Annotated in this window: 25 protein-coding genes; 14 read left to right on the forward strand and 11 right to left on the reverse strand. The window is 56.1% G+C overall.

What is annotated here, in order from left to right:
* The first annotated feature begins 675 nt into the window (after positions 1–675).
* Entirely contained in the window at positions 676–1,392 is a 717-nt protein-coding gene (locus tag AAGR08_RS12815; RefSeq protein ID WP_097094513.1) for an ATP-binding cassette domain-containing protein, read from the forward strand.
* A 123-nt stretch (positions 1,393–1,515) separates the two neighbouring features.
* Here AAGR08_RS12815 and bioD read toward each other — a convergent pair whose 3' ends face one another.
* Genes bioD through bioB form a run of 4 tightly spaced genes read right to left on the reverse strand, consistent with a single transcriptional unit; the run spans position 1,516 to position 5,106 of the window.
* Positions 1,516–2,187, reverse strand: coding sequence for a dethiobiotin synthase (bioD, locus tag AAGR08_RS12820; protein WP_097094514.1), 672 nt, complete (start codon positions 2,185–2,187; stop codon positions 1,516–1,518).
* Complete coding sequence (bioC, locus tag AAGR08_RS12825; RefSeq protein ID WP_345827047.1) at positions 2,184–2,939, reverse strand: malonyl-ACP O-methyltransferase BioC; 756 nt, start codon at positions 2,937–2,939, stop codon at positions 2,184–2,186. The genes bioD and bioC overlap by 4 nt, the downstream gene beginning before the upstream one ends.
* On the reverse strand, positions 2,923–4,074 hold the full coding sequence (gene bioF / locus AAGR08_RS12830) for an 8-amino-7-oxononanoate synthase (RefSeq protein WP_345827048.1): 1,152 nt from the start codon (positions 4,072–4,074) through the stop codon (positions 2,923–2,925). The genes bioC and bioF overlap by 17 nt, the downstream gene beginning before the upstream one ends.
* Positions 4,075–5,106, reverse strand: a complete 1,032-nt coding sequence (gene bioB, locus AAGR08_RS12835; protein WP_345827049.1) for a biotin synthase BioB — start codon at positions 5,104–5,106, stop codon at positions 4,075–4,077.
* Between the two features lie 89 nt (positions 5,107–5,195).
* Between bioB and bioA the strand changes: the two genes are divergently transcribed.
* Both bioA and AAGR08_RS12845 read left to right on the forward strand, forming a co-directional pair.
* Positions 5,196–6,491 (forward strand): adenosylmethionine--8-amino-7-oxononanoate transaminase, encoded by a 1,296-nt coding sequence (bioA, locus tag AAGR08_RS12840; protein ID WP_097094518.1) that lies wholly within the window; start codon positions 5,196–5,198, stop codon positions 6,489–6,491.
* A gap of 29 nt (positions 6,492–6,520) precedes the next feature.
* Complete coding sequence (locus AAGR08_RS12845; RefSeq protein WP_097094519.1) at positions 6,521–6,997, forward strand: kinase inhibitor; 477 nt, start codon at positions 6,521–6,523, stop codon at positions 6,995–6,997.
* Positions 6,998–7,067: 70 nt separating this feature from the next.
* On the opposite strand, the gene pgl is transcribed toward AAGR08_RS12845, so the two are convergent.
* Complete coding sequence (gene pgl, locus AAGR08_RS12850; protein ID WP_345827050.1) at positions 7,068–8,060, reverse strand: 6-phosphogluconolactonase; 993 nt, start codon at positions 8,058–8,060, stop codon at positions 7,068–7,070.
* A gap of 148 nt (positions 8,061–8,208) precedes the next feature.
* Between pgl and AAGR08_RS12855 the strand changes: the two genes are divergently transcribed.
* Positions 8,209–9,027, forward strand: coding sequence for a pyridoxal phosphatase (locus AAGR08_RS12855; RefSeq protein WP_345827051.1), 819 nt, complete (start codon positions 8,209–8,211; stop codon positions 9,025–9,027).
* A 56-nt stretch (positions 9,028–9,083) separates the two neighbouring features.
* Here the strand turns inward: AAGR08_RS12855 and modC are convergent, their stop codons facing one another.
* The 4 genes from modC to AAGR08_RS12875 all read right to left on the reverse strand — a co-directional run bounded on the left by modC (position 9,084) and on the right by AAGR08_RS12875 (position 11,891).
* Complete coding sequence (gene modC, locus AAGR08_RS12860) at positions 9,084–10,142, reverse strand: molybdenum ABC transporter ATP-binding protein ModC (RefSeq protein ID WP_345827052.1); 1,059 nt, start codon at positions 10,140–10,142, stop codon at positions 9,084–9,086.
* Complete coding sequence (gene modB, locus AAGR08_RS12865; protein ID WP_097094523.1) at positions 10,142–10,834, reverse strand: molybdate ABC transporter permease subunit; 693 nt, start codon at positions 10,832–10,834, stop codon at positions 10,142–10,144. Before modB ends, modC begins: the two co-directional genes overlap by 1 nt.
* Complete coding sequence (modA, locus tag AAGR08_RS12870) at positions 10,831–11,604, reverse strand: molybdate ABC transporter substrate-binding protein (RefSeq protein WP_345827053.1); 774 nt, start codon at positions 11,602–11,604, stop codon at positions 10,831–10,833. The genes modB and modA overlap by 4 nt, the downstream gene beginning before the upstream one ends.
* A gap of 128 nt (positions 11,605–11,732) precedes the next feature.
* Positions 11,733–11,891 (reverse strand): AcrZ family multidrug efflux pump-associated protein, encoded by a 159-nt coding sequence (locus tag AAGR08_RS12875; RefSeq protein ID WP_097094525.1) that lies wholly within the window; start codon positions 11,889–11,891, stop codon positions 11,733–11,735.
* A 118-nt stretch (positions 11,892–12,009) separates the two neighbouring features.
* Here AAGR08_RS12875 and modE point away from each other — a divergent pair, with 118 nt between their 5' ends.
* From modE to gpmA, 6 genes are all read left to right on the forward strand, one after another.
* On the forward strand, positions 12,010–12,792 hold the full coding sequence (modE, locus tag AAGR08_RS12880; protein WP_345827054.1) for a molybdenum-dependent transcriptional regulator: 783 nt from the start codon (positions 12,010–12,012) through the stop codon (positions 12,790–12,792).
* 76 nt (positions 12,793–12,868) lie between these two features.
* A complete protein-coding gene (gene modF / locus AAGR08_RS12885) occupies positions 12,869–14,341 on the forward strand; it encodes a molybdate ABC transporter ATP-binding protein ModF (RefSeq protein WP_345827055.1) in 1,473 nt (490 codons plus the stop codon).
* 268 nt (positions 14,342–14,609) lie between these two features.
* A complete protein-coding gene (gene galT / locus AAGR08_RS12890) occupies positions 14,610–15,653 on the forward strand; it encodes a galactose-1-phosphate uridylyltransferase (protein WP_097094528.1) in 1,044 nt (347 codons plus the stop codon).
* The gene (gene galK, locus AAGR08_RS12895; protein ID WP_345827056.1) at positions 15,654–16,802 is read left to right on the forward strand and encodes a galactokinase; all 1,149 of its coding nucleotides are present in this window, start codon (positions 15,654–15,656) and stop codon (positions 16,800–16,802) included.
* Positions 16,796–17,830: a galactose-1-epimerase gene (gene galM / locus AAGR08_RS12900; RefSeq protein ID WP_345827057.1), complete on the forward strand. Its 1,035-nt coding sequence runs from the start codon at positions 16,796–16,798 to the stop codon at positions 17,828–17,830. Before galK ends, galM begins: the two co-directional genes overlap by 7 nt.
* A gap of 151 nt (positions 17,831–17,981) precedes the next feature.
* The gene (gpmA, locus tag AAGR08_RS12905; RefSeq protein WP_345827058.1) at positions 17,982–18,734 is read left to right on the forward strand and encodes a 2,3-diphosphoglycerate-dependent phosphoglycerate mutase; all 753 of its coding nucleotides are present in this window, start codon (positions 17,982–17,984) and stop codon (positions 18,732–18,734) included.
* Positions 18,735–18,795: 61 nt separating this feature from the next.
* On the opposite strand, the gene aroG is transcribed toward gpmA, so the two are convergent.
* Positions 18,796–19,848: a 3-deoxy-7-phosphoheptulonate synthase AroG gene (gene aroG, locus AAGR08_RS12910; protein ID WP_345827059.1), complete on the reverse strand. Its 1,053-nt coding sequence runs from the start codon at positions 19,846–19,848 to the stop codon at positions 18,796–18,798.
* Between the two features lie 299 nt (positions 19,849–20,147).
* Here aroG and AAGR08_RS12915 point away from each other — a divergent pair, with 299 nt between their 5' ends.
* The 4 genes from AAGR08_RS12915 to zitB all read left to right on the forward strand — a co-directional run bounded on the left by AAGR08_RS12915 (position 20,148) and on the right by zitB (position 25,204).
* On the forward strand, positions 20,148–20,513 hold the full coding sequence (locus AAGR08_RS12915) for a YbgS-like family protein (RefSeq protein WP_345829915.1): 366 nt from the start codon (positions 20,148–20,150) through the stop codon (positions 20,511–20,513).
* A gap of 104 nt (positions 20,514–20,617) precedes the next feature.
* Positions 20,618–21,202 carry a response regulator transcription factor gene (locus tag AAGR08_RS12920; protein WP_097094533.1) on the forward strand — a complete coding sequence of 195 codons (585 nt, stop codon included), beginning with the start codon at positions 20,618–20,620 and terminating at the stop codon, positions 21,200–21,202.
* Complete coding sequence (locus AAGR08_RS12925; protein ID WP_345827060.1) at positions 21,184–24,270, forward strand: ATP-binding protein; 3,087 nt, start codon at positions 21,184–21,186, stop codon at positions 24,268–24,270. The genes AAGR08_RS12920 and AAGR08_RS12925 overlap by 19 nt, the downstream gene beginning before the upstream one ends.
* A complete protein-coding gene (gene zitB, locus AAGR08_RS12930; protein WP_345827061.1) occupies positions 24,239–25,204 on the forward strand; it encodes a CDF family zinc transporter ZitB in 966 nt (321 codons plus the stop codon). Before AAGR08_RS12925 ends, zitB begins: the two co-directional genes overlap by 32 nt.
* Here zitB and pnuC read toward each other — a convergent pair.
* Positions 25,201–25,920 carry a nicotinamide riboside transporter PnuC gene (gene pnuC, locus AAGR08_RS12935; protein ID WP_345827062.1) on the reverse strand — a complete coding sequence of 240 codons (720 nt, stop codon included), beginning with the start codon at positions 25,918–25,920 and terminating at the stop codon, positions 25,201–25,203. The two genes, zitB and pnuC, sit on opposite strands and share 4 nt — an antisense overlap.
* Between the last annotated feature and the right edge of the window lie 10 nt (positions 25,921–25,930).

A 25,930-nucleotide genomic window follows, 5' to 3' on the forward strand; every position in this document is an offset into this window, starting at 1 on the left:
TAAATTGCAGTCCGATGACAAGGCAGATAAATCGCATGCTTGATTTTAACTAACCTGCTGTTTTAATTGAATTACACCTAAAAGCCCAGATTCTCATCATAATGTATGAAGGCCGCGAATTTACTCGCTTGCGCCCGGTTTTCAGTCGCTAATGCACAAGGTTATCCACAGTAATGGTGGATAAGTGAATCCAGCCCAAAGCCCATCAGCTGTGTATAATTTTCTTGCAGGTCGTCTTCAGGGCAAAAAAAATTTTTTTCGTCTTTTTTTTCTCACCTGTCGGATAGCCTTAACTCCCTTTTTCTCCTCTCTGCTCCCCCATTGTGAAGGGGAAACGCGCCTTTTTAATACCACTTTTTCCTAAGTTATTGCCTTACGAACGATCATATGCACCAGAAACGTTAAGCCATCAGCACTGTCGAAGTGCAGCCGGTTTGTCACCGCATGGAATTGTTAAGCATTTCTCAACTTTTAAACCTTGATTTTGCCGTTTTTAGGCGCTGCTCGGTTTCTATTTCCAACCTGGCCTGGGAATTGCAGTGTTTAAAGCCAGGGAGTAACGCGTCCTCCTCGGCTTTTGCCGACGACAGCGGTGTCCATCAATCGTGCACGACTGTATGCCAGACGACACAGAGCGGGAGCATTCAGGCTAATAATCTGGAAGGAGTATGTCAGATGCTGAGTTTACGTTCGGTGAATCAGTTTTACGGTCAAAATCACATCCTGTGGGATGTGGATCTCGATCTGCCGCCGGGTACCTGTACCGGCGTGTTAGGCAGCCCAGGCATGGGTAAAACCACGTTGGTTAATTGCATTATGGGCCGCTTGCCGATCAACAGCGGCTCGATGACCTGGCAAGAAGATGGCTCGCCGCCGGAGGATTTACTGCTGCAACCGGCCGAGATGCGTGCCCGCACCGGGATTGGTTATGTCCCGCAGGGGCGGCACATTTTCTCGCAGATGAGCGTGGAAGATAACCTGCTGATTGCCCTAATGGCAGCGCAGGACGATCGCAGCCGTGCGATTCCGGAAATGGTCTTTGATCTGTTTCCGGCGCTCTATTCGATGCGCCACCAGCGCAGCGGCGAACTGCCGATGGAGCAACAGCAGCATTTGGCCCTGGCGCGCGCATTGGTGCTGCAACCCAAGCTGGTGATTCTCGATGAACCAACGGAAGGCATGTCGCCGTGGCTGGAAGAGGAGATGGGCAATCTTATCCGACGGCTTAACCGCGAATACGGTCTGACGATTCTGTTGCTGGAGCAGCACGTGTCATTCATCCGCCGCGTTGCCGACTATTTTCTGCTGCTGCATCGTGGACGCAACGTGGCGCACGGCAAAATGGCGCAGTTGGATGACATCACCGTCAATAAGTGGTTAACGGTGACGTAGATAGCCAGGTCGCCATGAATGGCGACCGTACAAAACGACATCTGGCATCGTAGGGTCGCCATTCATGGCGACCGTATAAAACGGCATCTGGCATCGTAGGGTCGCCATTCATGGCGACCTGGATTATTGCGGCAGTGTCAAATAGCGCCCACAATCGCCTTGCTGCGCCTCATCGCTGAGGTGCGGGATCTCACCGAGGAACGGCGCGTCAATGCGCTGACGCAGCGTGGCCATATATTCCTGATGGCGTTTGCCCGGCGGCTGGATATCATTGGCAATCCAGCCCGCCAGGCATAAACCTCGCGCTTTCACCGCTTCGGCGGTAAGCAGCGCATGGTTGATGCAGCCTAACTTTACGCCCACGACCAGAATTACGGGTAGCTGCTCGGCTTCAACCCAATCTGCATAGGTCTGCGTGTCCGATAGCGGCGTGAACCAGCCGCCCGCCCCCTCCACTAACACCCATTCCGCCTGCTGCTCAAGCACACGTAAGCCAGCAGAAAGTGCGGCAAATTCAATTGGCCTGCCCTCTTCTGCACTGATGATATGCGGTGAAGTCGGCTCGACAAACGCCAGCGGATTCACCTGCTCGTAGCGTAGCGGCACGCTGCTGTAGCGCTGCAATGCCAATGCATCACTGTTGCGGACGCCTTCTTGTGTGATCTCACAGCCGGACGCCACCGGTTTATAGCCGGCGGTGCGCAATCCTGCGGCGCTCGCCGCCTGCAAAAGTGCGCCGCTGGCCACGGTTTTGCCTACTTCGGTATCGGTTCCGGTAATAAACCAGCGTGTCATTTCGTTAAAACTCCATACATCAAATGGTAGCTCAGGCGGTAACCGGCCTCATCCTGCGGCCAGTGCTGCTCAAGTGTTGCTAACTGAGTACGTGTCAGCACGCTGCTGCCGCGTCCGTCGTGCAGATGCGTAGCACCAATGCCTTTCAGGGAACGCATGGCGCTAAGCGCACTGGGGAAATGCAGCGTAACGATCTGCTGCTCTGCCTGCATCGGTAGCGTTGCGGTGGTCGCGCGCAACTGCGCTGCGCTGAGAAAACGATTGGCGTGGCGGCGACCATCCAACTGCGCCCATGCGTGATGCACTTCGTGTAGCGAACCGTCGAGCAGCGTGGAGAACAGCACCGTGCCGCCTGGGCGCGTGACGCGCAAAAACTGCTGCAGCGCAGTGCACAAATCACTGCTCCACTGCACTGCCAGGTTGCTCCACACGCCGTCAACGCTGGCATCCGCTAGCGGCACATCATCAATATCACCCAGCAGATAATGCTGCGCCGATTGCTGTTCGCGCGCCGTTTGCAGCATATCGGGTGAGAGATCGAGCGCGGTCAGCGTACGCCCGCGATCGCGCCAGTAGCGGCTATACCAGCCGGTGCCGCAACCGGCATCCAGCAGATGCGGACCAAAACCGGCCGGTGCCCGCGCCAGCAGCGCATCACCGCTCAGTCGCTGCAGCTGCGCATGCTGTTCGTAATGTGCGGCCGCACGACCAAAAGCCTGCGCCACGGCCTGCTTGTTAACCTGCAGCGTCATACAGCGCCTCCAGCAGTCGATCGATATCATCGATGTGATGCGCAGCGGTAAGCGTGATGCGCAGCCGCGCGGTACCCGGTGGCACGGTGGGCGGACGGATCGCGCTCACCCAACAGCCGGCCTGCGCCAGCCGCTGCGACAGCGCCAGCGCAGCGCTATTTTCGCCAACGATCAGCGGCTGAATCGCACTGTCTGAAGCGACCAGCTGCCACGGTAAATCCGCGGCACCGGCGCGAAAGCGCGCAATGTGACTGTGCAACCGTTCACGCAGCGCATCGCCTTGTTGAATCTGCCGCAGCGCCGCCAGCAGCGCATAGCACTGCGCCGGCGGCATGGCGGTGGAATAGATCAGATGGCGGGAAAATTGTTCAACGTAATCGGCGGTCGCATCATCGCACAGCAACGCGGCACCGCTGACGCCAAACCCTTTGCCAAAGGTGACAATCAGCAGCTCCGGCTTCACCTGTTGCTGCCAGCAGCTGCCGCGCCCTTGTGCACCGGTAACACCGATGCCGTGCGCATCATCCACCAGCAGCCAGCCGTTGCCATGCCGCGTCTGTTCTGCAATAGCCGCGAGCGGCGCGCTGTCGCCATCCATACTAAAAACGCCTTCGGTGACCACCAATGTGCCACCGTCTGATGGCGTCGCCAGCAGTTTCGCCAGGCTTGCCGGCTGATTATGGGCAAAGCGGCGCAGGCTGGCCGGACTGTGGCTGGCGGCATCCAGCAGCGACGCGTGCGCCAGCTTATCGGCAAAGATGCGATCCTGCTTTTCCGCCAGCAGATGGATCACCGCCTGATTGGCGGCAAATCCCGAAATGAACAGCAGCGCGCGCGAATAGCCCAGCCAATCGGCCAGCTGTTCCTCCAGCTTGGCGTGATGGCGGCTGTAGCCGGTAACGTGACCGGATGCACCTGCACCTGCGCCCGCCTCAGCCGCGCCCTGCTGCCACGCGGCGATGACCGCCGGATGCTGGCTCAGGCCGAGATAGTCGTTACTGGAGAAGTGCCGATAGCGTTGGCCGTCGAGCGTAATTTCCCGCACGTTGTTATGTTCGATGGGACGCCGCTGCCGCCAGCCATCGGCGGCCCGCCGCGCCGCCAGCGCGTGATCGATACGTTGTGACCAGCCCATTTACACAGCCGCGTTGTAGAACTGCTCGGTATCCGCCTGTAGCAGCTGTTCGCTGAGCTGATATTGCTGCTCATTATCCCCCGCCGTTGTCGCGGTATGTTCCGGATTGAGGCCGAGTTTGCGGAACAGAATCAGATCTTTATCCTCTTCCGGGTTTGGCGTGGTGAGCAGTTTGCAGCCGTAGAAGATCGAGTTAGCCCCGGCCATAAAGCACATTGCCTGGGTTTGCTCACTCATCTGCTCGCGACCGGCAGAGAGACGCACGTGCGACGATGGCATCATGATGCGCGCCACCGCGATGGTGCGGATAAAGTCGAACGGTTCCACATCCTCGTTATCCGCCAGCGGCGTGCCTTTCACCTTCACCAGCATGTTGATTGGCACGCTCTCCGGTGGCGTCGGCAGGTTAGCCAACTGCACCAGCAAACCGGCGCGATCTTTCACCGTTTCCCCCAGGCCCACGATGCCGCCCGAGCACACTTTGATGCCCGCGCCGCGCACTTTGTCCAGTGTATCCAGGCGCTCCTGATAGCTGCGCGTGGTGATGATGTTGCCGTAGAATTCTGGCGAGGTATCGAGGTTGTGGTTGTAGAAATCGAGGCCGGCTTCAGCAAGGCGCTGCGCCTGGCTGCCATCCAGCGTGCCGAGCGTCATGCAGGTTTCCATGCCCATCGCTTTCACCCCCTGCACCATCTGCTGCAGATAGGGCATGTCGCGCTCGTGCGGATTTTTCCACGCCGCGCCCATGCAGAAACGGCTTGAGCCGGCGGCTTTGGCTTTGCGCGCCGATTCCAGCACCGCATCCACCTCCATCAGACGCTCGGATTCGAGACCGGTTTTGTAACGCGCGCTCTGCGGACAGTATTTACAATCTTCCGGGCAGGCGCCGGTTTTGATCGACAGCAGCGTGCTGACCTGTACCTGACGCGGATCGAAATGTTGACGATGCACTTGCTGCGCTTCAAACATCAACTCAAGGAAAGGTTTTTCGAAAAGTGCCTGAGCTTGTGCCAGTGTCCAGCGGTTTGCCATTGCTTACTCCAAAAAAAAGGGGGTTCATCCCGACGATTAACGTGGTTATACTTGTAAACTAAATCTTTTTAAAATGGTTTACAATACGCATGTTCACTCAGGACGACCTCAACTTTGACCGCCAGCATATCTGGCATCCCTATACGTCGATGCGCGATCCCCTGCCCTGTTATCCGGTGGTGGCAGCGCACGGCTGCCAGCTACAGCTGGCCGATGGACGTGAACTGGTGGATGGCATGTCGTCATGGTGGGCAGCGATTCACGGCTACAATCATCCGCGTCTTAACCAGGCACTGCAGCAGCAAATGGCGCAGATGTCACACGTGATGTTTGGCGGGATTACGCATCCGGCAGCAGTTGAGCTAAGCCGCCAGCTGATTGCCATGACGCCCGAGGCGCTTGAGTGCGTATTTCTTGCTGATTCCGGTTCGATCGCTGTCGAAGTGTCGATGAAAATGGCTCTGCAATACTGGCTGGGACGTAATCAAACGCGACAGAAATTCCTCACGCTGAAACGCGGTTATCATGGCGACACCTTTGCCGCGATGTCGGTGTGCGATCCGCAAAACTCTATGCACAGCCTGTGGCGTGGCTATTTGCCGGAGCACCTGTTTGCCGACGCGCCGCAGTGCGCATTCGATGCTGAGTGGAATGAGGCCGATTTCGCCGATTTCGCGCAGCTGGCCGAAACTCATCATCGTGACATCGCGGCGGTAATTCTGGAGCCGATTGTGCAAGGCGCAGGCGGCATGCGCTTCTACCATCCGCGCTACCTGCAACAGGTGCGCGAACTGTGCGATCGCTACGGTTTACTTTTGATTGCTGACGAAATCGCCACCGGCTTTGGCCGCAGCGGCAAGCTATTTGCCTGCGACCATGCGGGTATCACGCCGGACATTCTCTGCCTCGGCAAAGCGCTGACCGGGGGCACTCTGACGCTATCCGCTACGCTCACTACGCGTGAAGTCGCCGATACTATCAGCCGCAGCGCGGCAGGCTGCTTTATGCATGGTCCAACCTTTATGGGCAACCCGCTGGCCTGCGCGGTGGCGGTGGAAAGTCTGGCGATGATTAATGAAGGTCACTGGATGACACAGGTGCCCCACATTGAACAGCAGTTACGCGCGGAACTGTTGCCGCTGCGCAGTCATCACGCGGTAGCCGATGCCCGCGTGCTGGGGGCGATTGGCGTGATCGAAACGCATAAGCCGGTGAACATGGCGGCGCTGCAACAGTTCTTTGTGCAATGTGGGGTGTGGATCCGTCCGTTTGGCCGTTTGATTTATCTGATGCCACCTTATCTGATTTCTACCGCCGAGCTGACGCAGCTCACACGGGCGGTCAGCGCGGCACTGGATGTTGCGGCGCATTTCCACCATGATTGAGAACACTGCACAACTACAAAGGAGCGATCATGCGTGTATTCAGCCAGGATTTTAACGATGGCGATAAGATGCCAGAGCGGCACGTTTTCAATGGGATGGGTTATCAGGGCGACAATTTGTCACCGCATCTGGCATGGGATGATGTCCCGGCGGGCACCAAAAGCTTTGTCGTGACCTGCTACGATCCCGACGCGCCAACGGGCTCCGGCTGGTGGCACTGGGTGGTAGCGAACATTCCCGCTGAAGTAACCGTACTGCCGCAAGGTGCCGGTTCTGGCGTGGCGGAACTGCCAGAAAGCGCCATTCAGACACGCACCGATTTTGGCCAAAGCGGCTATGGCGGCGCCGCTCCACCGCAGGGCGAATCGCATCGCTACATCTTTACGGTGCATGCGCTGGATACGGACAAGATTGAGGTGGATGAAGGTGCGAGTGGCGCGATGGTTGGTTTTAACGTGCATTTTCATGCGCTAGCCAGCGCGTCGATTACGGTGAAATACGCATAATAAGAAAGGTCGCCATTAATGGCGACCCTACGACGGATTTTGTAGGGTGCGCATTTATGCGCACCTAATATCACAGTTGGTGGATGACGACCCACATCGGGCCTTGTCCTACCGCGTAACGCGCCAGCGGATGCAGCAGGCCGCGCTCCTGGATTTTATACACCTCGATATGGTGCGATTTCTGCCCTGCCGCGACCAGATATTGTCCGCTATGGTCAATGTTGAAACCGCGTGGCTGCGTTTCCGTTGGCTGGAAACCTTCAATCGCCAGCACGGCACCATCTTCACTGATGCTGAACACGGTAATGGTGCTGCTGGTACGGTCGCAGGCATAAAGGAAACGGCCATCTGGCGTAATGTGAATATCGGCGGCCCACCGCGTGTCGCTGAAGTTTGGCGGCATCATATCAAGGCTCTGCACGCGCTCGACCTGGCCGTGTACGTTGTTTAATGCCCAGACATCCACCGTGCTATCCAACTCATTGACCACGTAACCGTAGGCACCGTTCGGGTGGAACGCCATATGCCGCGGACCCGCACCTTCAACGGTGGTGACCTGCGCCTGCTCGCGCGGCGCCAGCGTTCCATCTGCATTCAGCTGATACAGGCAGATGCGATCCTGCTTCAGTGCCGGTACGAACAGCGTTTGGTTGTTCAGGTCAATATTTGCTGAATGGCAGCCGTCTAAACCGTTAATCACATGGCTTGGTGCCTGCGGCAAGCCATCGCTACCAATTGGGCTGACGCTGACGCAGGCATCGTTATACGAGCCGCAGAACAGATAGTTGCCGTGACGATCGGTGGAGATGTGCGTTGGGCTGCCCGGCAGCGGCGCTTCGCCGGCCAGGCTCAACGTACCGTCGGCCGCAATGCGGAACGCCAGTACGCGAAAATTCGGACGAGCACCGACATAGAGAAAATCTTTTTTCGGGCTCACCACCATCGGCTGCACCTGCCCGGCAACATCCGTTACCTGCAATAACGTCAGTGCGCCATCTTCCTGTAACTGCCAGGCGTGGATCTGCTGGCTCTCGGGACTGGCGGTATACACGACTTGTTTCATGCGTTTTCCTTATTCGCTGCCTGATGAAAGGGATAACTGTAGCGCGTTTCATTTTGTCGCGCTGGATTCATTTGTGCCCTGTTTTTTGTCTCAGGGCCGCTGCCGGGTGTAGACTTAACGCTTTGCTAACTCCCGGACGGAAAGTGTAATGAGCTACCGCGTAATCGCCCTTGACCTCGACGGCACCCTGCTGACCCCGAATAAAACCATTCTGCCAGAATCCATTGAAGCGCTGTCCCGCGCGCAACAGGCGGGCGTCAAAGTGCTGATCGTTACCGGTCGCCACCACTGCGCTATCCACCCTTTTTATCAGGCACTTAAGCTGGATACACCCGCAATCTGTTGTAATGGCACCTATTTGTATGATTATTCGGCGAAGAGGGTGCTGGCTGCCGATCCGCTGGATAAAAGCAAAGCTGCGCGTGTGATTGAGATGCTGGATGAAGAGAATATTCACGGCTTGCTGTATGTCGATGACGCGATGCTGTATCAAACGCCAACTGGCCACGTAACGCGTACGCTGAACTGGGCGCAGTCACTGCCGGAAGCGCAGCGCCCGCTGTTCCTGCAGGTGCCAAGCCTGGCGCAGGCCGCCATTGAAGCCAAATCGATCTGGAAATTTGCGCTGTCGCACCCCGATACGCGCGCGCTGCAGCAGTTTGCCGAGCGCACCGAAGCCGAACTCGGTCTGGCGTGCGAATGGTCGTGGCACGATCAGGTGGATATCGCGCAGGCAGGAAACAGTAAAGGCAAGCGCCTCGCTCAGTGGGTGGAGAGCCAGGGCTTCAGCATGCAAGACGTGCTGGCGTTTGGCGACAACTATAACGATCTCAGTATGCTGGAACAGGTGGGATTAGGTGTGGCGATGGGCAATGCCGATGACGCGATCAAAGCGCGCGCCAAAAAGGTGATTGGTACCAATGTGGAACCGGGCATCGCGGAAGTGATCAACCAGGAAATCCTGTAACCGAAGGATGTTGCGGCGCAATTTATTGCGCCGATTTTATCAAACCGTGCAATAAATCATGCCGTAATCGACACGCTTTTAATCTGGGCATACAGCCACTGATCGGGACGAATCCCCAGCTCATCTCGCGCCCACGGCGAAATACGCGCCCACAGCTCGCTGATGCCAATGCGCAGTTTCACTTCCACCTGATCATCAATCTCCAGCAGCTCGACCACCTTCGCCGGCAGGATATTGCGAATCGACGTATTTTGCGGTGGCTGTAGCGCCAGCGACACATCGGCCGAGGCGATGCGAATACGCAGCGGCGTTTTCAGGGGATGATTCACGCGGCTGACCCAAATGTGCTGATCGCCGAGCGACAGCGCCGTCATCGGGTAATTCGGATGCTGCTCCAGCACCTGCACACGCAGTACGCTGGTGCGTTCAGCCATCGGCAGCCACAGTCGCATTGCCGAGCTGCTCCACACTTTCTCCAGTGGCCCAAACGCCTTTACCTGGCCCGCGTCCAGCACCAGCACGTTATCCGCCAGCTGCAAAATCTCATCAAGACTGTGTGTGACGTAAAGGATGGGAATATCCACCTGCTTCGCCAGCTTTTGCAGATAGGGCATCAGCTCACGTTTGCGCGGCAAGTCCAGCGAAGCCAGTGGTTCATCCATCAGCAAAATATCTGGCGCAGTCAGTAATGCGCGGCCAATCGCCACGCGCTGTTTTTCCCCACCCGACAATGAGGCCGGAAAACGACTGAGCAACGGCTCTAAACCGAGCAGCGCTACCAGCGCGTTGAACTGCGGTTTCATTGATGCCGCCATGCCATATTGAAGGTTGCCGCGCACGCGATAGTGCGGGAACAGCCGCGCATCCTGGAACACATAGCCAATACGGCGCTTTTCCGGCGGCAAATTGACCTGCGTTTCCGCATCAAACAACAGACGATCGTTCAGCTGAATCTGACCGCGCTGCGGCTGAGTCAGGCCGCCAATGGCATTAATTAATGAGGTTTTACCTGCACCGGAGACACCGAAAATCGCCGTGATACCGCTGCCGGGGATGCTGACGCTGATGTCGAGCTGGTGATCGCCCAGCTGTTGAGAAATTTGCAGATTGAGCATTATGCGGCTCCCAGCCGTTTGCGGCCCCAGCGCGCCAGCAGTTCGGATGCCACCAGCGACATCAACGCCAACGCAATCGCCACAGCACACAGGCGGGCAGCCGTGCCTTCCGCACCGGGCGTTTCAATCAAAGTAAACATCGCCGACGGAATGGTGCGCGTTTCGCCGGGAATGTTGGAAACAAAAGTGATGGTCGCGCCAAATTCGCCCAGCGAACGGGCAAAGGCCAGTACTGTCCCGACAATAATGCCCGGCAAAGTGAGCGGAATGGTGATGGTGAAGAACACACGCCAGCGTCCGGCGCCAAGCGTACGCGCCGCCTGCTCCAGTTTGGTATCGACCGCTTCAAGTGCGAGGCGAATCGCCCGCACCATCAGCGGAAAGGCCATCACCGCGGATGCCAACACCGCACCGCGCCAGCTAAAGGCAAAGGTGAAGCCGAACCAGTCATATAACCATTCGCCGATAAAGCCGCGTCGGCCCAGCGCGATCAGCAATAGGTATCCCACCACCACGGGCGGTAATACCAGCGGCAGGTGAATAAGGCTATCCACCAGGGTTTTGCCTGGAAACCGGCAGCGCGCCAGAATCCAGGCCATCATGATGCCAAACGGCAGGCTGCACAGCACCGCTACACAGGAAACTTTCAGGCTGAGAAACACAGCCTGCCATTCGGGATCGCTCAGTATCATTTCTTCGGCGTAAATCCATACTGTTTAAACACTGCAGCGGCATCCGGCCCCTGCAAATAGTTGTAGAAGGCTTCTACCGTTGCGTTCTGATGATCTTTGACAATCGCCATCGGATATTCCACGGGTTTGTGGCTATCTTCCGGGAAACGTCCCACTACCTGCACTTTTTCGCTGGCAACGGCATCCGATCCATAAACGATGCCGTAAGGCGTTTCGTTACGTTCAACCAGTGCTAGCGCAGCGCGCACATTATTCGCTGGCGCCAGCTGCGGGGATAAAGCGTCCCACGCGCCCAGTTTCTGTAATGCTTCTTTGGCATAAATTCCGGCTGGTACGTGATCCGGATCGCCCACCGCCAGCCGCTCGCCTTTTAGCAAACTCTTCCAGTCGGTTTGGTTATTAATGGTAACCGTTTTCGCTGCGTCACTTTTGGGTGTAATCAGTACTAAATCATTGCCGAGCAGCGTGTAGCGCGTGCGGGTTACTACGCTGTTTTTACCGACGACATCGTCCATCCACTGCTGATCGGCTGAGATGAACAGATCGGCAGGTGCCCCCTGATCAATCTGGCGCGCCAGCACCGATGAAGAGGCAAAAGAAGAGACCACTTCAACGCCGGTTTTCTTCTGGTATTGCGTGGCGATCTCCTGCAGCGCATTAGTCAATGACGCGGCGGCGAACACGGTGATCTTCTCCGCGGCCACAGCCTGACCGGCCAGGGTCACACTTAAAACTGTTGCAGCTGCCCAGCAGTAATGATTTTTTTGCATTTGTTGCTCCTTGTTACGTTATATATTTGATAATACAACGTGAGCACGCATGCGTCATGAGATTGTTATCGGCAGGATTTTTCGGAAGTTAAAAAACAAAACGCCCGCGAGATGCGGGCGTTGAGGAATTAGTGTTGTGAGCTATTGGCAGGGCGGTCTTCGCGGCGACCAAATTTAGAGATGACGTTAAAAACTTCACCCAGGCCATAAATCAGACCGAGCATAATCGCCATCACAATCGGCACCATGATGATAGCCACGGCCAGGCTTTTTAGCAGTTCCAGCATGGAAACCTCACGCAGAAAATAAAAAAGTGATTGTAACGGTTAGAGAAAAAAACGCACTGCCCTTTTCGTGCTTTTACTTTTAAGCAGTAAACTGAGCTGATTAACCAAAGGAGCTGACATGCAGGCAGAACTTTCTCTTCATATTCGTCTTCAGCAGAAGCTGTTTGCCGATCCGCGCCGTATCGAGCTACTGAAACGCGTGCAGCAAACCGGCTCCATTAGCCAGGGCGCGAAGCTGGCGGGCATCAGCTACAAAAGTGCCTGGGACGCGATTAACGAAATGAACCAGATGGCTGATCAAATCTTAGTTGAGCGCGCTACCGGTGGCAAAGGCGGCGGCGGCGCGCAGCTAACGCAGTATGGCGAGCGTCTGATTCAGCTGTTCCTGCTGATGGAGCAGATTCAGCAGAAGGCATTCGATGTGTTGCAAAACGACAGCTTGCCGCTCGACAGTCTGCTGGCGGCGATTGCGCGTTTCTCGCTGCAAACCAGCGCGCGTAACCAGCTGTTTGCTACAGTGCTGGCCAGCGATCACCAGCATGTACAACAGCATATTGATGTGCTGCTCGCCGACGGCGTTACGCGTTTACAGGTGGCCATCACCGAACGCAGCGCCGAGCGGCTGCAACTCGATAGCGGCAAAGAGGTATTGGTGTTGATTAAAGCGCCGTGGATTCACGTCAGCAGCGCGCCAGGCCACAACGGTAACCAGCTGGCGGCACACATTAGCGCCATTGAGCCTGGCGAGCTGGTTAGTGAAGTGCTAATGGCGCTGCCGAGCGGAGAGACGCTATGCGCCACCGTCACCAACGACGAGGTTAAACAGCAGAATCTACAGGTTGGCGCCAGTGTGACCGCCAGTTTTAATGCCGAACACGCCATCATCGCCACACTGCTCTGAATTCAGCGCCATGATTTGACTTCGCGGGTATCGCTGGTTAAAACAGAACGACACGATGCAAAAAACGGAATGAATCATGGCTTCATTGCAAATTTCGCAAGGCACATTTCACCTTAGCGACTCCCGAGCACTGTCCCTTCACGATTTAACCCTCAACAGCGGCGAAAGCTGGGCCTTCGTCGGCGCGAATGGCAGCGGTAAATCGTCGCTGGCGCGCGCCCTCTCCGGCGAGTTATTGCCGGGTAAAGGCAGCGTGCGGCAGGATTTCCAACGCCGTGCACGTCTTTCACTCGAGCAGCTGCAGAAGCTGGTGAGCGATGAGTGGGAACGCAATAACACCGACCTGCTAAGTGATGGCGAAGACGATACCGGTCGCACGGCTGCGCAGATCATCCAGGACGAAATTAAAGATGACGCGCGCTGTCAGACGCTGGCGCAGCAATTTGGTATCAGCTATTTGCTGGATCGCCGCTTTAAATATCTCTCCACCGGTGAAACGCGCAAAACGCTGCTGTGTCAGGCGCTGATGGCGCGACCGGATCTGCTGATCCTCGATGAACCTTTTGATGGGCTGGATGTGGCATCACGCGCCAGCCTGGCACACACTCTCAACGATCTGCATCAAAACGGTTACACCGTGGTGCTGGTGTTGAATCGCTTTGACGATATTCCCGATTTCGTGGAGAAAGTGGGCGTGCTGGCGGAATGCACGCTGACGCATGTGGGCGAGCGTCGTGCCGTGCTGGCCGAGGCGCTGGTAGCACAGCTGGCGCACAGCGAGACGCTTTCCGGCATGGCGCTGCCGGAAGCAGATCAGCCCGATCAACTGCCGCAGCTGGCCGAAGATGCGCCGCGCGTGATACTGCGTAACGGCGTGGTGTCGTACAACGATAAAGCGGTAATTGATGGTTTAACCTGGCAGGTGAATCCCGGTGAACACTGGCAGATTGTTGGGCCGAACGGCGCAGGAAAATCGACCCTGCTCAGTTTGGTCACCGGCGATCATCCACAGGGATACAGCAACGATTTAACACTATTCGGTATCCGACGCGGTAGCGGCGAAACCATCTGGGATATCAAGCAGCATATCGGCTACGTTAGTAGCAGCTTGCACCTTGATTATCGCGTCAGCTGCAATGTGCGCACGGTGGTGCTTTCCGGTTTCTTCGATTCCATTGGCCTGTATCAAGCGGTGTCCGATCGGCAAAAAGCCCTGGCGCGGCAGTGGCTGGCGCTGCTCGGCATGGATAATCAGCTGGCCGACGCGCCATTTCACAGTTTGTCGTGGGGACAACAGCGGCTGGTGCTTATTGCGCGTGCGCTGGTCAAACATCCCACGCTGCTGATCCTCGATGAACCACTGCAAGGACTTGATCCGATTAACCGCCAGCTGGTGCGTCGCTTTGTCGATGTGCTGATTGGTGAAGGCCGTACACAGCTGCTGTTTGTGTCCCATCACGCCGAAGATGCTCCGCAGTGCATCACGCATCGTTTAAGTTTTGTCGCGCAAGAACAGGGTTACGGTTTCCTGCAGGAAGCACTGCGGTAATTGGCGGTCGCCATTAATGGCGACCCTACGAAAGCGCTTAGTAGGGTGCGCATTCATGCGCACCGGAATTAAAATCCCCCCTTAATGTAACCGCTACCATTTCATTGCCTGGTAATTCAACAATCACACGCGATAACCCCACAAAATGAGAATCGTCACCTTGTGTAAACGATACCATTTATCCAGACTGGATCACGCTTTCACGCGGGTCTTTGTGCTACTTTGATCAAAACCATTTTTATCTTTTTGCCGTTTACCAGGACTTATCATGGAAAAATTTAACCCGGTTGATCATCCGCATCGCCGCTATAACCCATTGATCGACCAATGGGTGCTGGTTTCGCCGCATCGCGCTAAGCGTCCGTGGCAGGGCGCGCAGGAAACGCCGGCGCTGGAACAGCTGCCCGCTCACGATCCTGATTGTTTCCTGTGTGCTGGAAACACCCGCATTACCGGCGACAAAAATCCCAACTACAAAAGCACCTATGTCTTTACCAACGACTTTGCTGCGCTGATGACCAATACGCCCGACGCGCCGCAGAGCGAAGATGTGTTGATGCGCTGCGAAAGCGCGCGCGGCACCAGTCGCGTAATCTGCTTCTCGCCGGATCACAGCAAAACGCTGCCTGAGCTGCCGCTGAGCGGCCTGGAAGACATTGTGCGTACCTGGCAGGAACAAACCGCCGACCTCGGGCAGCATTACCCTTGGGTTCAGGTATTCGAAAACAAAGGTGCGGCGATGGGCTGCTCTAATCCCCATCCGCACGGCCAGATTTGGGCCAACAGTTTCTTACCTAACGAAGCGCAAAAAGAAGACAACAATCAGCGCCGTTATTTTGATGAGAAAGGTTCGCCGCTGCTGGTTGATTACGCGGCGCGCGAACTGAAAGATGGCAGCCGCACGGTGGTGGAAACCGAGCACTGGCTGGCGGTCGTGCCCTGGTGGGCCGCCTGGCCGTTTGAAACGCTGCTGCTGCCAAAAGCCCATGTGAAGCGCATTACCGATTTAACGGAACCGCAGCGCACCGATCTGGCGCTGGCGCTCAAGCAGCTGACCAGCCGCTACGATAACCTGTTCCAGTGCTCATTCCCCTATTCGATGGGTTGGCACGGTGCGCCGTTTAACGGTGAAGCCAACGATCACTGGCAGCTGCATGCCCATTTCTATCCACCGCTGCTGCGTTCAGCCACGGTGCGCAAATTTATGGTTGGCTATGAAATGCTGGCCGAAACCCAACGTGATTTAACGGCGGAACAGGCAGCTGAACGTCTGCGTTCTGTCAGCGATGTCCATTTCCGCGAGGCGCAATAAATGTCATTAAAATCCATTACTCAACAGGTATTCGCTGACACTTTCGGCTATCAACCCACCCACAGCATTCAGGCGCCGGGCCGCGTGAATTTGATCGGCGAACACACTGACTATAACGATGGCTTCGTGCTGCCGTGCGCTATCGATTATCAAACCGTGATTGCCTGCGCCAAACGCGATGATCGTGAAGTGCGCGTGATTGCCGTTGATTACGACAATCAGCAAGACAGTTTCTCGCTGGACGCGCCCATTGAGCCGTTAAAAGAGCCGATGTGGGCCAACTACGTACGCGGCGTGGTGAAACATCTGCAGAAACGCGATGCCAGCTTTGGCGGCGTGGATATGGTGATCAGCGGCAACGTGCCACAGGGCGCAGGCTTGAGTTCATCGGCATCACTGGAAGTGGCGGTCGGCACCGTGTTCCAGCAGCTGTATGCGTTGAAGCTGGACGGCGCCGCCATTGCGGTGAACGGCCAGGAAGCCGAGAACCAGTTTGTAGGCTGTAACTGCGGCATTATGGATCAGCTGATTTCTGCGCTCGGCCAACCCGATCACGCCATGCTGCTCGATTGCCGCACGCTGGGTACGCGCGCGGTCTCCATGCCGGAAGACATCGCGGTGGTGATCATCAACTCTAATTTCAAGCGCACCCTGGTGGGCAGCGAATACAATACGCGTCGCGAACAGTGTGAAACCGGTGCCCGCTTCTTCAACAAACCCGCACTGCGTGATGTCTCGCTGGAAGAGTTTGCAGCCTCCGAAGGTGAGCTGGATGCGCTGGTAGCGAAGCGCGTGCGCCACGTCATTACGGAAAATGCGCGCACGCTGGAAGCGGCCGATGCCTTAAGCGCGGGCGATCTGAAGCGTATGGGCGAACTGATGGCTGAATCACATGCCTCGATGCGTGATGATTTTGAAATCACCGTACCGCAAATCGATCAGCTGGTTGAAATTGTGAAAGCAGAGCTCGGCCCACGCGGCGGCGTGCGCATGACCGGCGGCGGTTTCGGGGGCTGTATTGTGGCGCTGATGCCAATCGATCTGGTCGATGCCGTGAAGGCGGCAGTGGCCGCAAAGTATGAAGCGCAAACCGGCATTAAAGAAACCTTCTACGTGTGCAAAGCCTCCGCAGGAGCAGGCCAATGGTAACTGACGTTAATTCACACGCGCCAGATGGGCAACCGTGGCGCATCACCGTGTTGCGCAATCGCAACGGCATGGTCGCCACCTTTATGGATTGGGGTGCCACCTGGCTATCGGCACGCGTGCCAATGCGCGATCACAGCGTGCGTGAAGCGCTGCTCGGCTGCGCTTCACCGTCCGATTATCTGCATCAGGATGCCTATCTCGGCGCTACCATCGGCCGCTACGCCAACCGCATCGCCTCGGCAGAACTTAAGCCACTTAATCTGCTGCTGGCCGCTAATCAAGGTGCACATCAGCTGCACGGCGGACCGGAAGGTTTTGATAAACGTCGCTGGCAAATTCTTAGCCAGAGCGAAAGCGAGGTGCACTATCGCCTCGATTCGCCCGATGGCGATCAGGGTTATCCCGGCAATTTGATTGCTGACGTGATCTATCAACTGGATGATGATAATTGCCTGTCGATTCGCTATGAAGCGAAGACGGATAAGCCCTGCCCGGTCAATCTGACCAATCATGCTTACTTTAACCTTGATGCGCATCATGGCGATGCGCGCCAGCATCGCTTACAACTGCACGCCGATCGTTACTTGCCGGTGGATAGCGAGGGAATCCCCAACGCACCGCTGAAAGAAGTGGCTGGAAACAGTTTTGATTTCCGCCAGCCGAAGCGCGTCGCTGATGAGTTCCTTGCCGATGACGATCAAAAAGCGGTGAAAGGTTATGACCATGCCTTTTTGCTCAACACGGCAGGCGACAGCAGCCAGCCCGCGGCCCATTTGTGGTCTGCGGATGGCAAGCTGGAGTTGAGCGTTTTTACCGCCGCACCGGCGCTGCAATTTTATACGGGTAACTATTTGGCGGGCACCCGCGCCCGTGAGCAAGACAGCTATACTGCTTTCCAGGGCATTGCTCTTGAAAGTGAATTTTTACCGGATTCGCCCAACCATGCTGAATGGCCGCAGCCCGATTGCTGGCTGCAACCTGGCGACAGCTGGCAGTCCGTGACGCGTTATCGCTTCACGCCGCACTGAGCCGCCGGATGAAAAACGCGCACTGCGTCACCGACAGGCTTACGCAGTGCGCTGTTTTCGGCTATGGTATGGCGCTATTAGTGAGCCGCTTCTTAGGCGGCCGCAGCCGGTTTCAATACTAATCGTAAATCGAGCATTAAGGAGTAAAGCTATGGCCGTAACTAAGCTGGTACTGGTGCGACACGGCGAAAGCCAGTGGAACCAGGAAAACCGCTTCACCGGATGGTACGACGTGGATCTGTCTGACAAAGGTCGCACGGAAGCCAAAGCAGCTGGTCAGCTGCTGAAGAAAGAAGGTTTCGTGTTTGATTTTGCTTACACCTCAGTGCTGAAGCGCGCTATCCACACGCTGTGGAACGTGCTGGATGAGCTGGATCAGGCCTGGCTGCCGGTTGAGAAAACCTGGCGTCTGAACGAGCGTCACTACGGTGCGCTGCAAGGTTTGGATAAAGCAGAAACCGCCGCTAAATATGGTGACGAGCAAGTTAAACAGTGGCGTCGTGGCTTTGCCATCACGCCACCGCAACTGGATCGCGCTGATGAGCGTTTCCCAGGCCACGATCCGCGTTACGCTTCACTGACTGACGCGCAGCTGCCAACCACCGAAAGCCTGGCGCTGACCATCGAACGTGTTATTCCTTACTGGAACGAAAGCATTCTGCCGCGCATCAAGAGTGGTGAGAAAGTGATCGTTGCCGCACACGGTAACTCCCTGCGCGCACTGGTAAAATACCTCGATAACCTGAGCGAAGATGAAATCCTCGAACTGAACATCCCAACTGGCGTGCCGTTGGTGTATGAGTTCGATGAGAACTTCAAGCCGCTCAAACGTTACTATCTGGGTGATGCTGACGAGATCGCTGCGAAAGCAGCAGCCGTTGCCAACCAGGGTAAAGCCAAGTAAGCGAACGCTGAAACGCAAAAAGGCCAGACTCACGTCTGGCCTTTTTTATTGCACGCCGCGATTAACCGCGACGCTGTTTAACCGCCTGCGCCAGTTGACGCAATGCTTTCTCGGTATCTGCCCAGCCGATGCACGCATCGGTCACGCTCTGGCCATACACCAGCGCTTTACCGCTTTCGAGGCTCTGGTTACCTTCTACCAGATGGCTCTCAATCATCACGCCGGTAATCGCCTGCTCGCCGCCCGCAATCTGCTGCGCCACGTCGTCAGCAACCACCATCTGACGCTGGAACTGCTTGCTGCTGTTGGCATGGCTAAAGTCGATCATCACCTGTGGACGCAGACCCGCTTTCTCCAGACCGATTTTCACCGCGGCTACATGTTCAGCGCTGTAGTTCGGCTCTTTGCCGCCGCGCAGAATGATGTGGCAATCTTCGTTACCGCTGGTTTCGACAATGGCCGAGTGGCCATACTTGGTGACGGAGAGGAAGCAGTGTGGCGCGCTGGCCGCACCAATGGCGTCAATCGCCACTTTAATGGTGCCATCGGTGCCGTTTTTGAAACCAACCGGGCACGAAAGGCCAGAAGAGAGTTCACGATGCACCTGTGATTCGGTGGTACGCGCGCCAATTGCGCCCCAGCTCATCAGATCGGCCATATATTGCGGTGTGATCATATCGAGGAACTCACCTGCCGCTGGCAAACCCATATCGTTGATATCCACCAGCAGCTTGCGCGCCAGGCGCAGACCGTCGTTGATCTGGAAGCTGCCATCCATAAAGGGATCGTTGATCAGCCCTTTCCAGCCGACCGTGGTACGCGGTTTTTCAAAATACACGCGCATCACCACTTCTAAATCATCTTTGAGCTCTTCACGCAGTTGCAGCAGGCGCGCCGCATACTCTTTCGCCGCTTTAGTATCATGAATTGAGCAAGGACCGATGACCACCAGCAAACGATCATCCTGACCGTGCAAAATGCGGTGAATCGCCTGACGTGATTGGGCAACGGTTTCGGCAGCTTTATCGGTGGCGGGGAATTTTTCAAGCAAGGCAACAGGAGGAAGTAACTCTTTGATCTCTCTGATGCGCAAATCGTCGTTCTGGTAATCCATACATAATTCCATTCAAATTTCTGGCCCAACGTCCGCCGGGCGCAACCCGCCCACTTTAGCCCTTCGTGCGTCGGGTGTAAATTACGCGCGGAGGTTAAATGTACATCTCAAATTTGCATTTACCCATCCCTGCGCTAAGCTTTTTAAATGTAAGCACTAAGGATCGATGTGTTTGCAAAATTTAATATTTAAGCGAAGCGTATAAGGTGGAATTTTATTCCATCGCGGCACGCTATTTTCGTCAATCAACACCAGCCGGTGTTAGACGGCAACTATCCATTAATTACCGGAGCATAATGATGAATAAGTTTGCAATTATCTTTCTGACGGCAGCGATGACTTTAAGTAGCGGTGCGGTCATGGCTGCAGATAACTCTTCAGACAATAATGGCTCAGCTAATGCTGCAGCTGAAGCGGGCGCAGCAGCAGGCGATGCAAAACAGAACCTGCCACCGAATAACGTTGATAACAGCAAAATCAACAACGGCAGCACCAATACCAATAGCGCGGCAACCTCAGGCACTGATTCAAGCAATATGTCAGCAAGCCAGGTTCACAAAAACAGCATGTGTAAAGATGGCAAATGCCCGGATATGAATAAGAAAGTCGACACTAAAGAAGGTGGCGGCCACGTTAAACACAAAACTGATGGTACTTCTCAGTAAGCTTACCCGCAGTTTTAATAAGGGAGAGCTTCGGTTCTCCCTTTTATTTTGCCCGGTGCCCTTTTCCGCTATGCTGAAGCAATGAAATTCACAGGAAATGTTTCATGGCTTCACTGCTGCTTATTGATGATCACCCGTTAGTCGAAGTCGCACTGGAAGCGGCCTGCGTCAACGCCCCCATTACGCTCAACATCCATGCCGCTGGCGATGAAGCTCAGGCGCGTCAGCTGTTGCAGCGTCACGCCATCGATTTGATTGTGCTCGACATCGGCTTACCGGATTGCGACGGGTTGGAGCTGCTTCGCCGTTTACGCATGCGCCATCCGCATTGCCCCGTGCTGATCTATTCAGCACAGCAGAGTCGCCATACGCTGCTCACTGCGGTTTCACTCGGCGCCGCCGGTTACGTGGTGAAAAGCCAAAGTATGGCGCAATTATTGAGTGCGATTCTGGCGGTGCTGGGCGGTCAACAAGCTTTTCCACCGCTACCTGAACGTATCGAACTGCCGCTGACCGAGAAAGAGCAGCAGATCGTTGCGCTATTGGTGCGCGGACTGTCAAATTTACAGATAGGCGAACAGCTGCATATCAGCAATAAAACCGTCAGCACCCATAAGAAGAACATCCTGGAAAAAACCGGCGTGCACTCGGTGGTTGAGCTGGCTGAGCTGTGGAAAGCGCAGCAGTGAGAAAACTCTTTCTATTGGTTTTGCTATTGCTGAGTCTGCCGGCGAGAGCCGATTTGCTACCCGCCAGCAGCGTGATGTTACCCGCGATGATGCCCGCGCCGCATGCCGAGCCATGGTCTGGCGCGACATTACGGGTGGCGGTACCAGCGCAGAATAGCGCCCCCTGGGCGATGCGTATTGGCGATCGCATCTGGGGTATTGATGCCGATTATCTCAGCGCACTCAGTCAGCTCACCGGCACTCGCTTTACGCTGCAAAGTTATGCGGATCGCGCGCAGCAGCTGGCGGCGCTACAGCGCGGCGACGTGGATTTCGTGTTAAGCACCGAGCACGCCGCCTCACCTCCTGAGGCGCTTCTCAGCGATAGCTGGTACAGCAGCCCGATTCGCATCTATCGCAATCGCGATAATCAGCGTGCGGTGATGTTCAACAGCGATACCGCACAGCTCACCATTGCCGATGCCACGCTGGCGCAGCTGCCAACCGCGTTTGTGCAGCAACATCGCTGGCATAGCTTACCGGGCGATTTGCAGGCGCTATACGCGTTGCTTAACCAACAAAGTGATTATCTGATTGCCGATGACGCCAGCGCAGGTTTTCTGCTTGACCAGTTGCAACAGGGACAAATTTACCAGATTGCTGCCGATCCCGGTGCGGGTGAGCTGACGTTACGCGCACTGGCCAAAGACGCCGCCTTGATTCACTGGCTTAACGGCCAGCTTCGTTTGCTGCCTGCCGAGTTTAGCAATCGCGTGCAGCAGCGCTGGAGTCCGCCGCTGCTGCGTTATCAGGACACGCAAACGCTGATGCTTTCCACCAGCGAGAAACAGTGGCTAACGCAGCATAGAGAGATTCCTTACGCGGTCGAAGCCGATAATGCACCATGGAGCTACCGCGATAGCAGCGGCAATGCACGAGGCTTTGGCATCGATTTACTCAATGCGCTAAGCCAAAGTACCGGCCTGCATTTTACGCCGCGCTGGGTTAACAATGCGCAACAGGCCGCCACGTTATTGCAGCAGCAGCAGGTCATGCTAAACCTGTTGCAGCCGCTGTTCGGCGACGATGCCAGCAGCAATACCTTGCCTGTGTGGCGTGCGATTTGGGGAATTTACACGCTCTCAACGCATCCACCAATGAGTTGGCAATCCCTGCAAGGACAGCGTGTGGGCGTATTGCGTGGCGATTTGGCGCAGCGTTTACTGCCCTCCAGCATCACGCCACAGCTTTTTGACGATCGTGCACAGCTCTGGCAGGCGCTAAATAACGGCCAGATTGATGCGTTAGTCGATAATGTCCTTTCCGCCCGCTGGCGTATGGCGAGCCATACCGACAATCGTATTCATTTGGCTTTCGCCGCCAGCGATATTGCCTGGCCACTGGCGCCGCAGGTTAGCGTTGCGCAGCCGGAACTGCGTGCGCTGCTCGATCACGCGCTGCAGCAGATTCCCTCTGATACGCTGAGCCAAATGCGTTTGAGCTGGTCGCAGCCTCCGCAGCCGGGCACCACTATGGCGATGCGTAATATCCCGCTGATGATCCTCATTGCGGCTGGCATTACTATCCTGCTGCTGCTGGCGCTCCTGCTGCGGCGCTATTGGCAACAGCGCCGCGATAGGCTGCAGCGAGAGCAGGCCGAGCGCGCCAATGCCGCCAAAAGCCAGTTTCTCGCCACCGCCAGCCATGAATTGCGCACGCCGATGCAGGCGATCCTCGGCTTGCTGGAGCTGGAACAGCAGCAGCATCCGAGTGAACGATTAACGCTGATGCACAGCAGCGCGCGATCGCTGATGGCGCTGCTTAACGATTTACAGGATCACGCGAGGATTGAGAGCCAAAGTTTCCGCCTGGCGCCACGTCCGCTTAACCTGGCGCATTGGCTGCACCAGCAGCAGCAGCTCTACCACCCTTTAATGCGGGATGCGGGACCGAATTTGGTCGCTGAAGCGCTCACGCCGCTGCCGGCCTGCGTGCTGCTGGATGGCGATCGCCTGCAGCAGGTGGCGAATAATCTGGTGGCTAACGCGCTGAAGTTTACCCGCGAGGGAGAAGTGCGCATTACGCTGGCCGTTGATCAACATATCCAGCTTACCGTGGCCGACAGTGGTAGCGGTATTCCGCTCAGCGAGCAGGCGCAGCTGTTCGAGCCGTGGTATCAGGCGCCGTCCGGCAAAAGTCATGCGGTACAAGGCAGCGGGCTAGGTCTGTTTATCTGTCGCGAAATCGTGCAACGCATGGGCGGTTCGCTGGCGCTTACCTCAGCGCCAGGCCACGGCACCACGGTAAGCGTGCAGCTCCCGCTGGTATTAAGTGATGAGCCGTTGACTGAACGTGCGGAAAGCTGGCCACATTATCCCCAATTACGTGTCGCAATCGTTGACGATCATCCCACCAATCTTTTAGTGATGCAGCAGCAGCTGGCGAACTTTGGGGTGCAGGCTGAGGTGTTTGAAGATGGCCGCAGGCTGCTGCAGGCCGATGCCCGGATGCCGTTTGACCTTCTGTTTATTGATCAAATGATGCCACGTCCCGATGGTTTGACCCTGCTGCGCATCCTGCGCCGTCGTCAGCGCCAGCGTGGTAAAACCATGCTACGCGTGCTCTGTTCCGCCGATGTGCTGCTGTTGAAAATGGCGCTGCGGAACGATGAAGCGTTGCTGCTTAAACCCATCGAACTCGATCATCTGGCGCCGCTGCTGGCGCGTGCGGTAAAGGATCCCCTGGAAGTGCTGCCAAACAGTCTGCTGACTCTGGCGCAAAACAATCCAGCTTTTATCCCCCGTATCGGGCAAACATTGCAGCGCACGCTGCAACAGGATCGCGATGCCCTGTTAAAAGCCCACCATACGCAGAATTGGGCCGAGCTGGAACACGCTGCGCACCGGATGAAAGGAAGCTGGCTAATGCTGGGCATTGATGAGGTTGCCGAGCAGTGCCAGCAGCTGATCGCACAGGCTAGACAGCAGCAGTTGAACGTTGATGATCTCAATTTACTGATATCATTAACAAACAGGTTACTTAAACAACTGGAAAATTATGGCACACACTCACTCGCACAGCGCATCTAACAGCAACCGCACGCGACTGGCGGCTGCATTCGGCGTAACGGCGCTGTTTATGGTGGCCGAAGTGGTCGGCGGGATCGTTTCCGGCTCGCTGGCGCTACTGGCCGATGCTGGACATATGTTGACCGATGCCGCTGCGCTGCTAATGGCATTACTGGCCGTACAGTTTGCCCAACGCAAACCTAACGCGCGTCATACCTTTGGCTTACTGCGTCTGACCACGCTGGCGGCGTTCGTCAATGCCATCGCGCTGCTGGTGATTACGGTTCTGATTGTTTGGGAGGCGCTACGTCGCTTCTATCAGCCACAGCCGATTGCTGGCGGTTTGATGCTCGGTATCGCCATTGCCGGGCTGCTGGCTAACCTGCTGTCATTCTGGCTGCTGCATCGCGGCAGTGAAGAGAAAAATCTCAACGTGCGCGCTGCAGCGCTGCACGTGCTCGGCGATTTACTCGGTTCGGTTGGTGCGATTGTCGCCGCTGTGATCATTATGCTGACCGGCTGGACGCCAATCGATCCGATTCTGTCGCTGCTGGTGTCATTGCTGGTGGTGCGGAGCGCCTGGTCGTTACTGCGCGAAAGTCTGCATGAGTTACTGGAAGGCGCGCCAGCCCATATTGATGCCAATAAACTTTCACGCGAGCTCACACGCACTATTGATGAAGTGCGTAATGTGCATCACGTGCATCTTTGGCAAGTGGGCGAAAAACCGGTGTTGACGTTACATGTGCAGGTCATTCCGCCTTACGATCACGACGGCCTGCTACAGCGTATACATCACTTTTTGCACCAGCATTATCAGATTGCCCATGCCACGGTACAGATGGAGTATCAGCCGTGTAGCGGAACAGATTGTGAGCTCGGTTTAGATGGCCATTCCGCGCAGCACGATCATCATGATCATACCGCGCTGGAAGGCCACGCCCATCATCATTAATGTGACAGCGCACGCGAGCCCTGTTCGCGTGCGCTTTGCATCCACAGCCGCGAACCATTAAGCGCAATCAGCGTGAGAATGACGTATTCAAGCGACATCGCATACACGCCCTGGCGCGCGAAGATCATCACGCTGATGACGTTGATGACCACCCAAAGCAGCCAGTTCTCGACGTATTTACGCGTCATCAAAATCATCGCCACAATCGACAGCACCATCATGCATGAATCCCAGAACGGGAACGCATCCGGCTGCAATTGTGGCATCGCGACGTTCAGGCCGACACTCTGCATAATGCCCACCGCCGTTTTGGTCAGGAAGGCAAAAACCGGGTCGATGTAAACCGTCATTAGCGCTATCGCTAACACGCATGCAACGCCCCAGCCCATCGCTTTCGGCAGCGGCAGCCAGCGGATTCGCAACTCGGTTTCGTTATTGCTGGTTTGTCGGCTCCATGCATACCAGCCATAGACGTTGGCGACAAAGAAAAACAGCTGCAGCAATAGGCTAGCGTAAAGCTGAATTTGGAAGAAGATCACCGCAAACAACGTGACGTTGATCAGGCCGAAAAAGTAGTTAATGATTTTTTCGAGGCTGGCTAGCCAGATACACAACAGGCCCGCGACGGTGCCGACGGCTTCAATCCACGACAGATCGTAGCCGCCAACGCCCAGCGGAATGTGAACCAGAATATTTTGTGTGCTAAAGAAGTCCATGTGAGGTACC

It is taken from the genome of Pantoea sp. BRR-3P, from assembly GCF_039621635.1.
In the GTDB taxonomy this organism is placed as follows: domain Bacteria; phylum Pseudomonadota; class Gammaproteobacteria; order Enterobacterales; family Enterobacteriaceae; genus Pantoea; species Pantoea floridensis.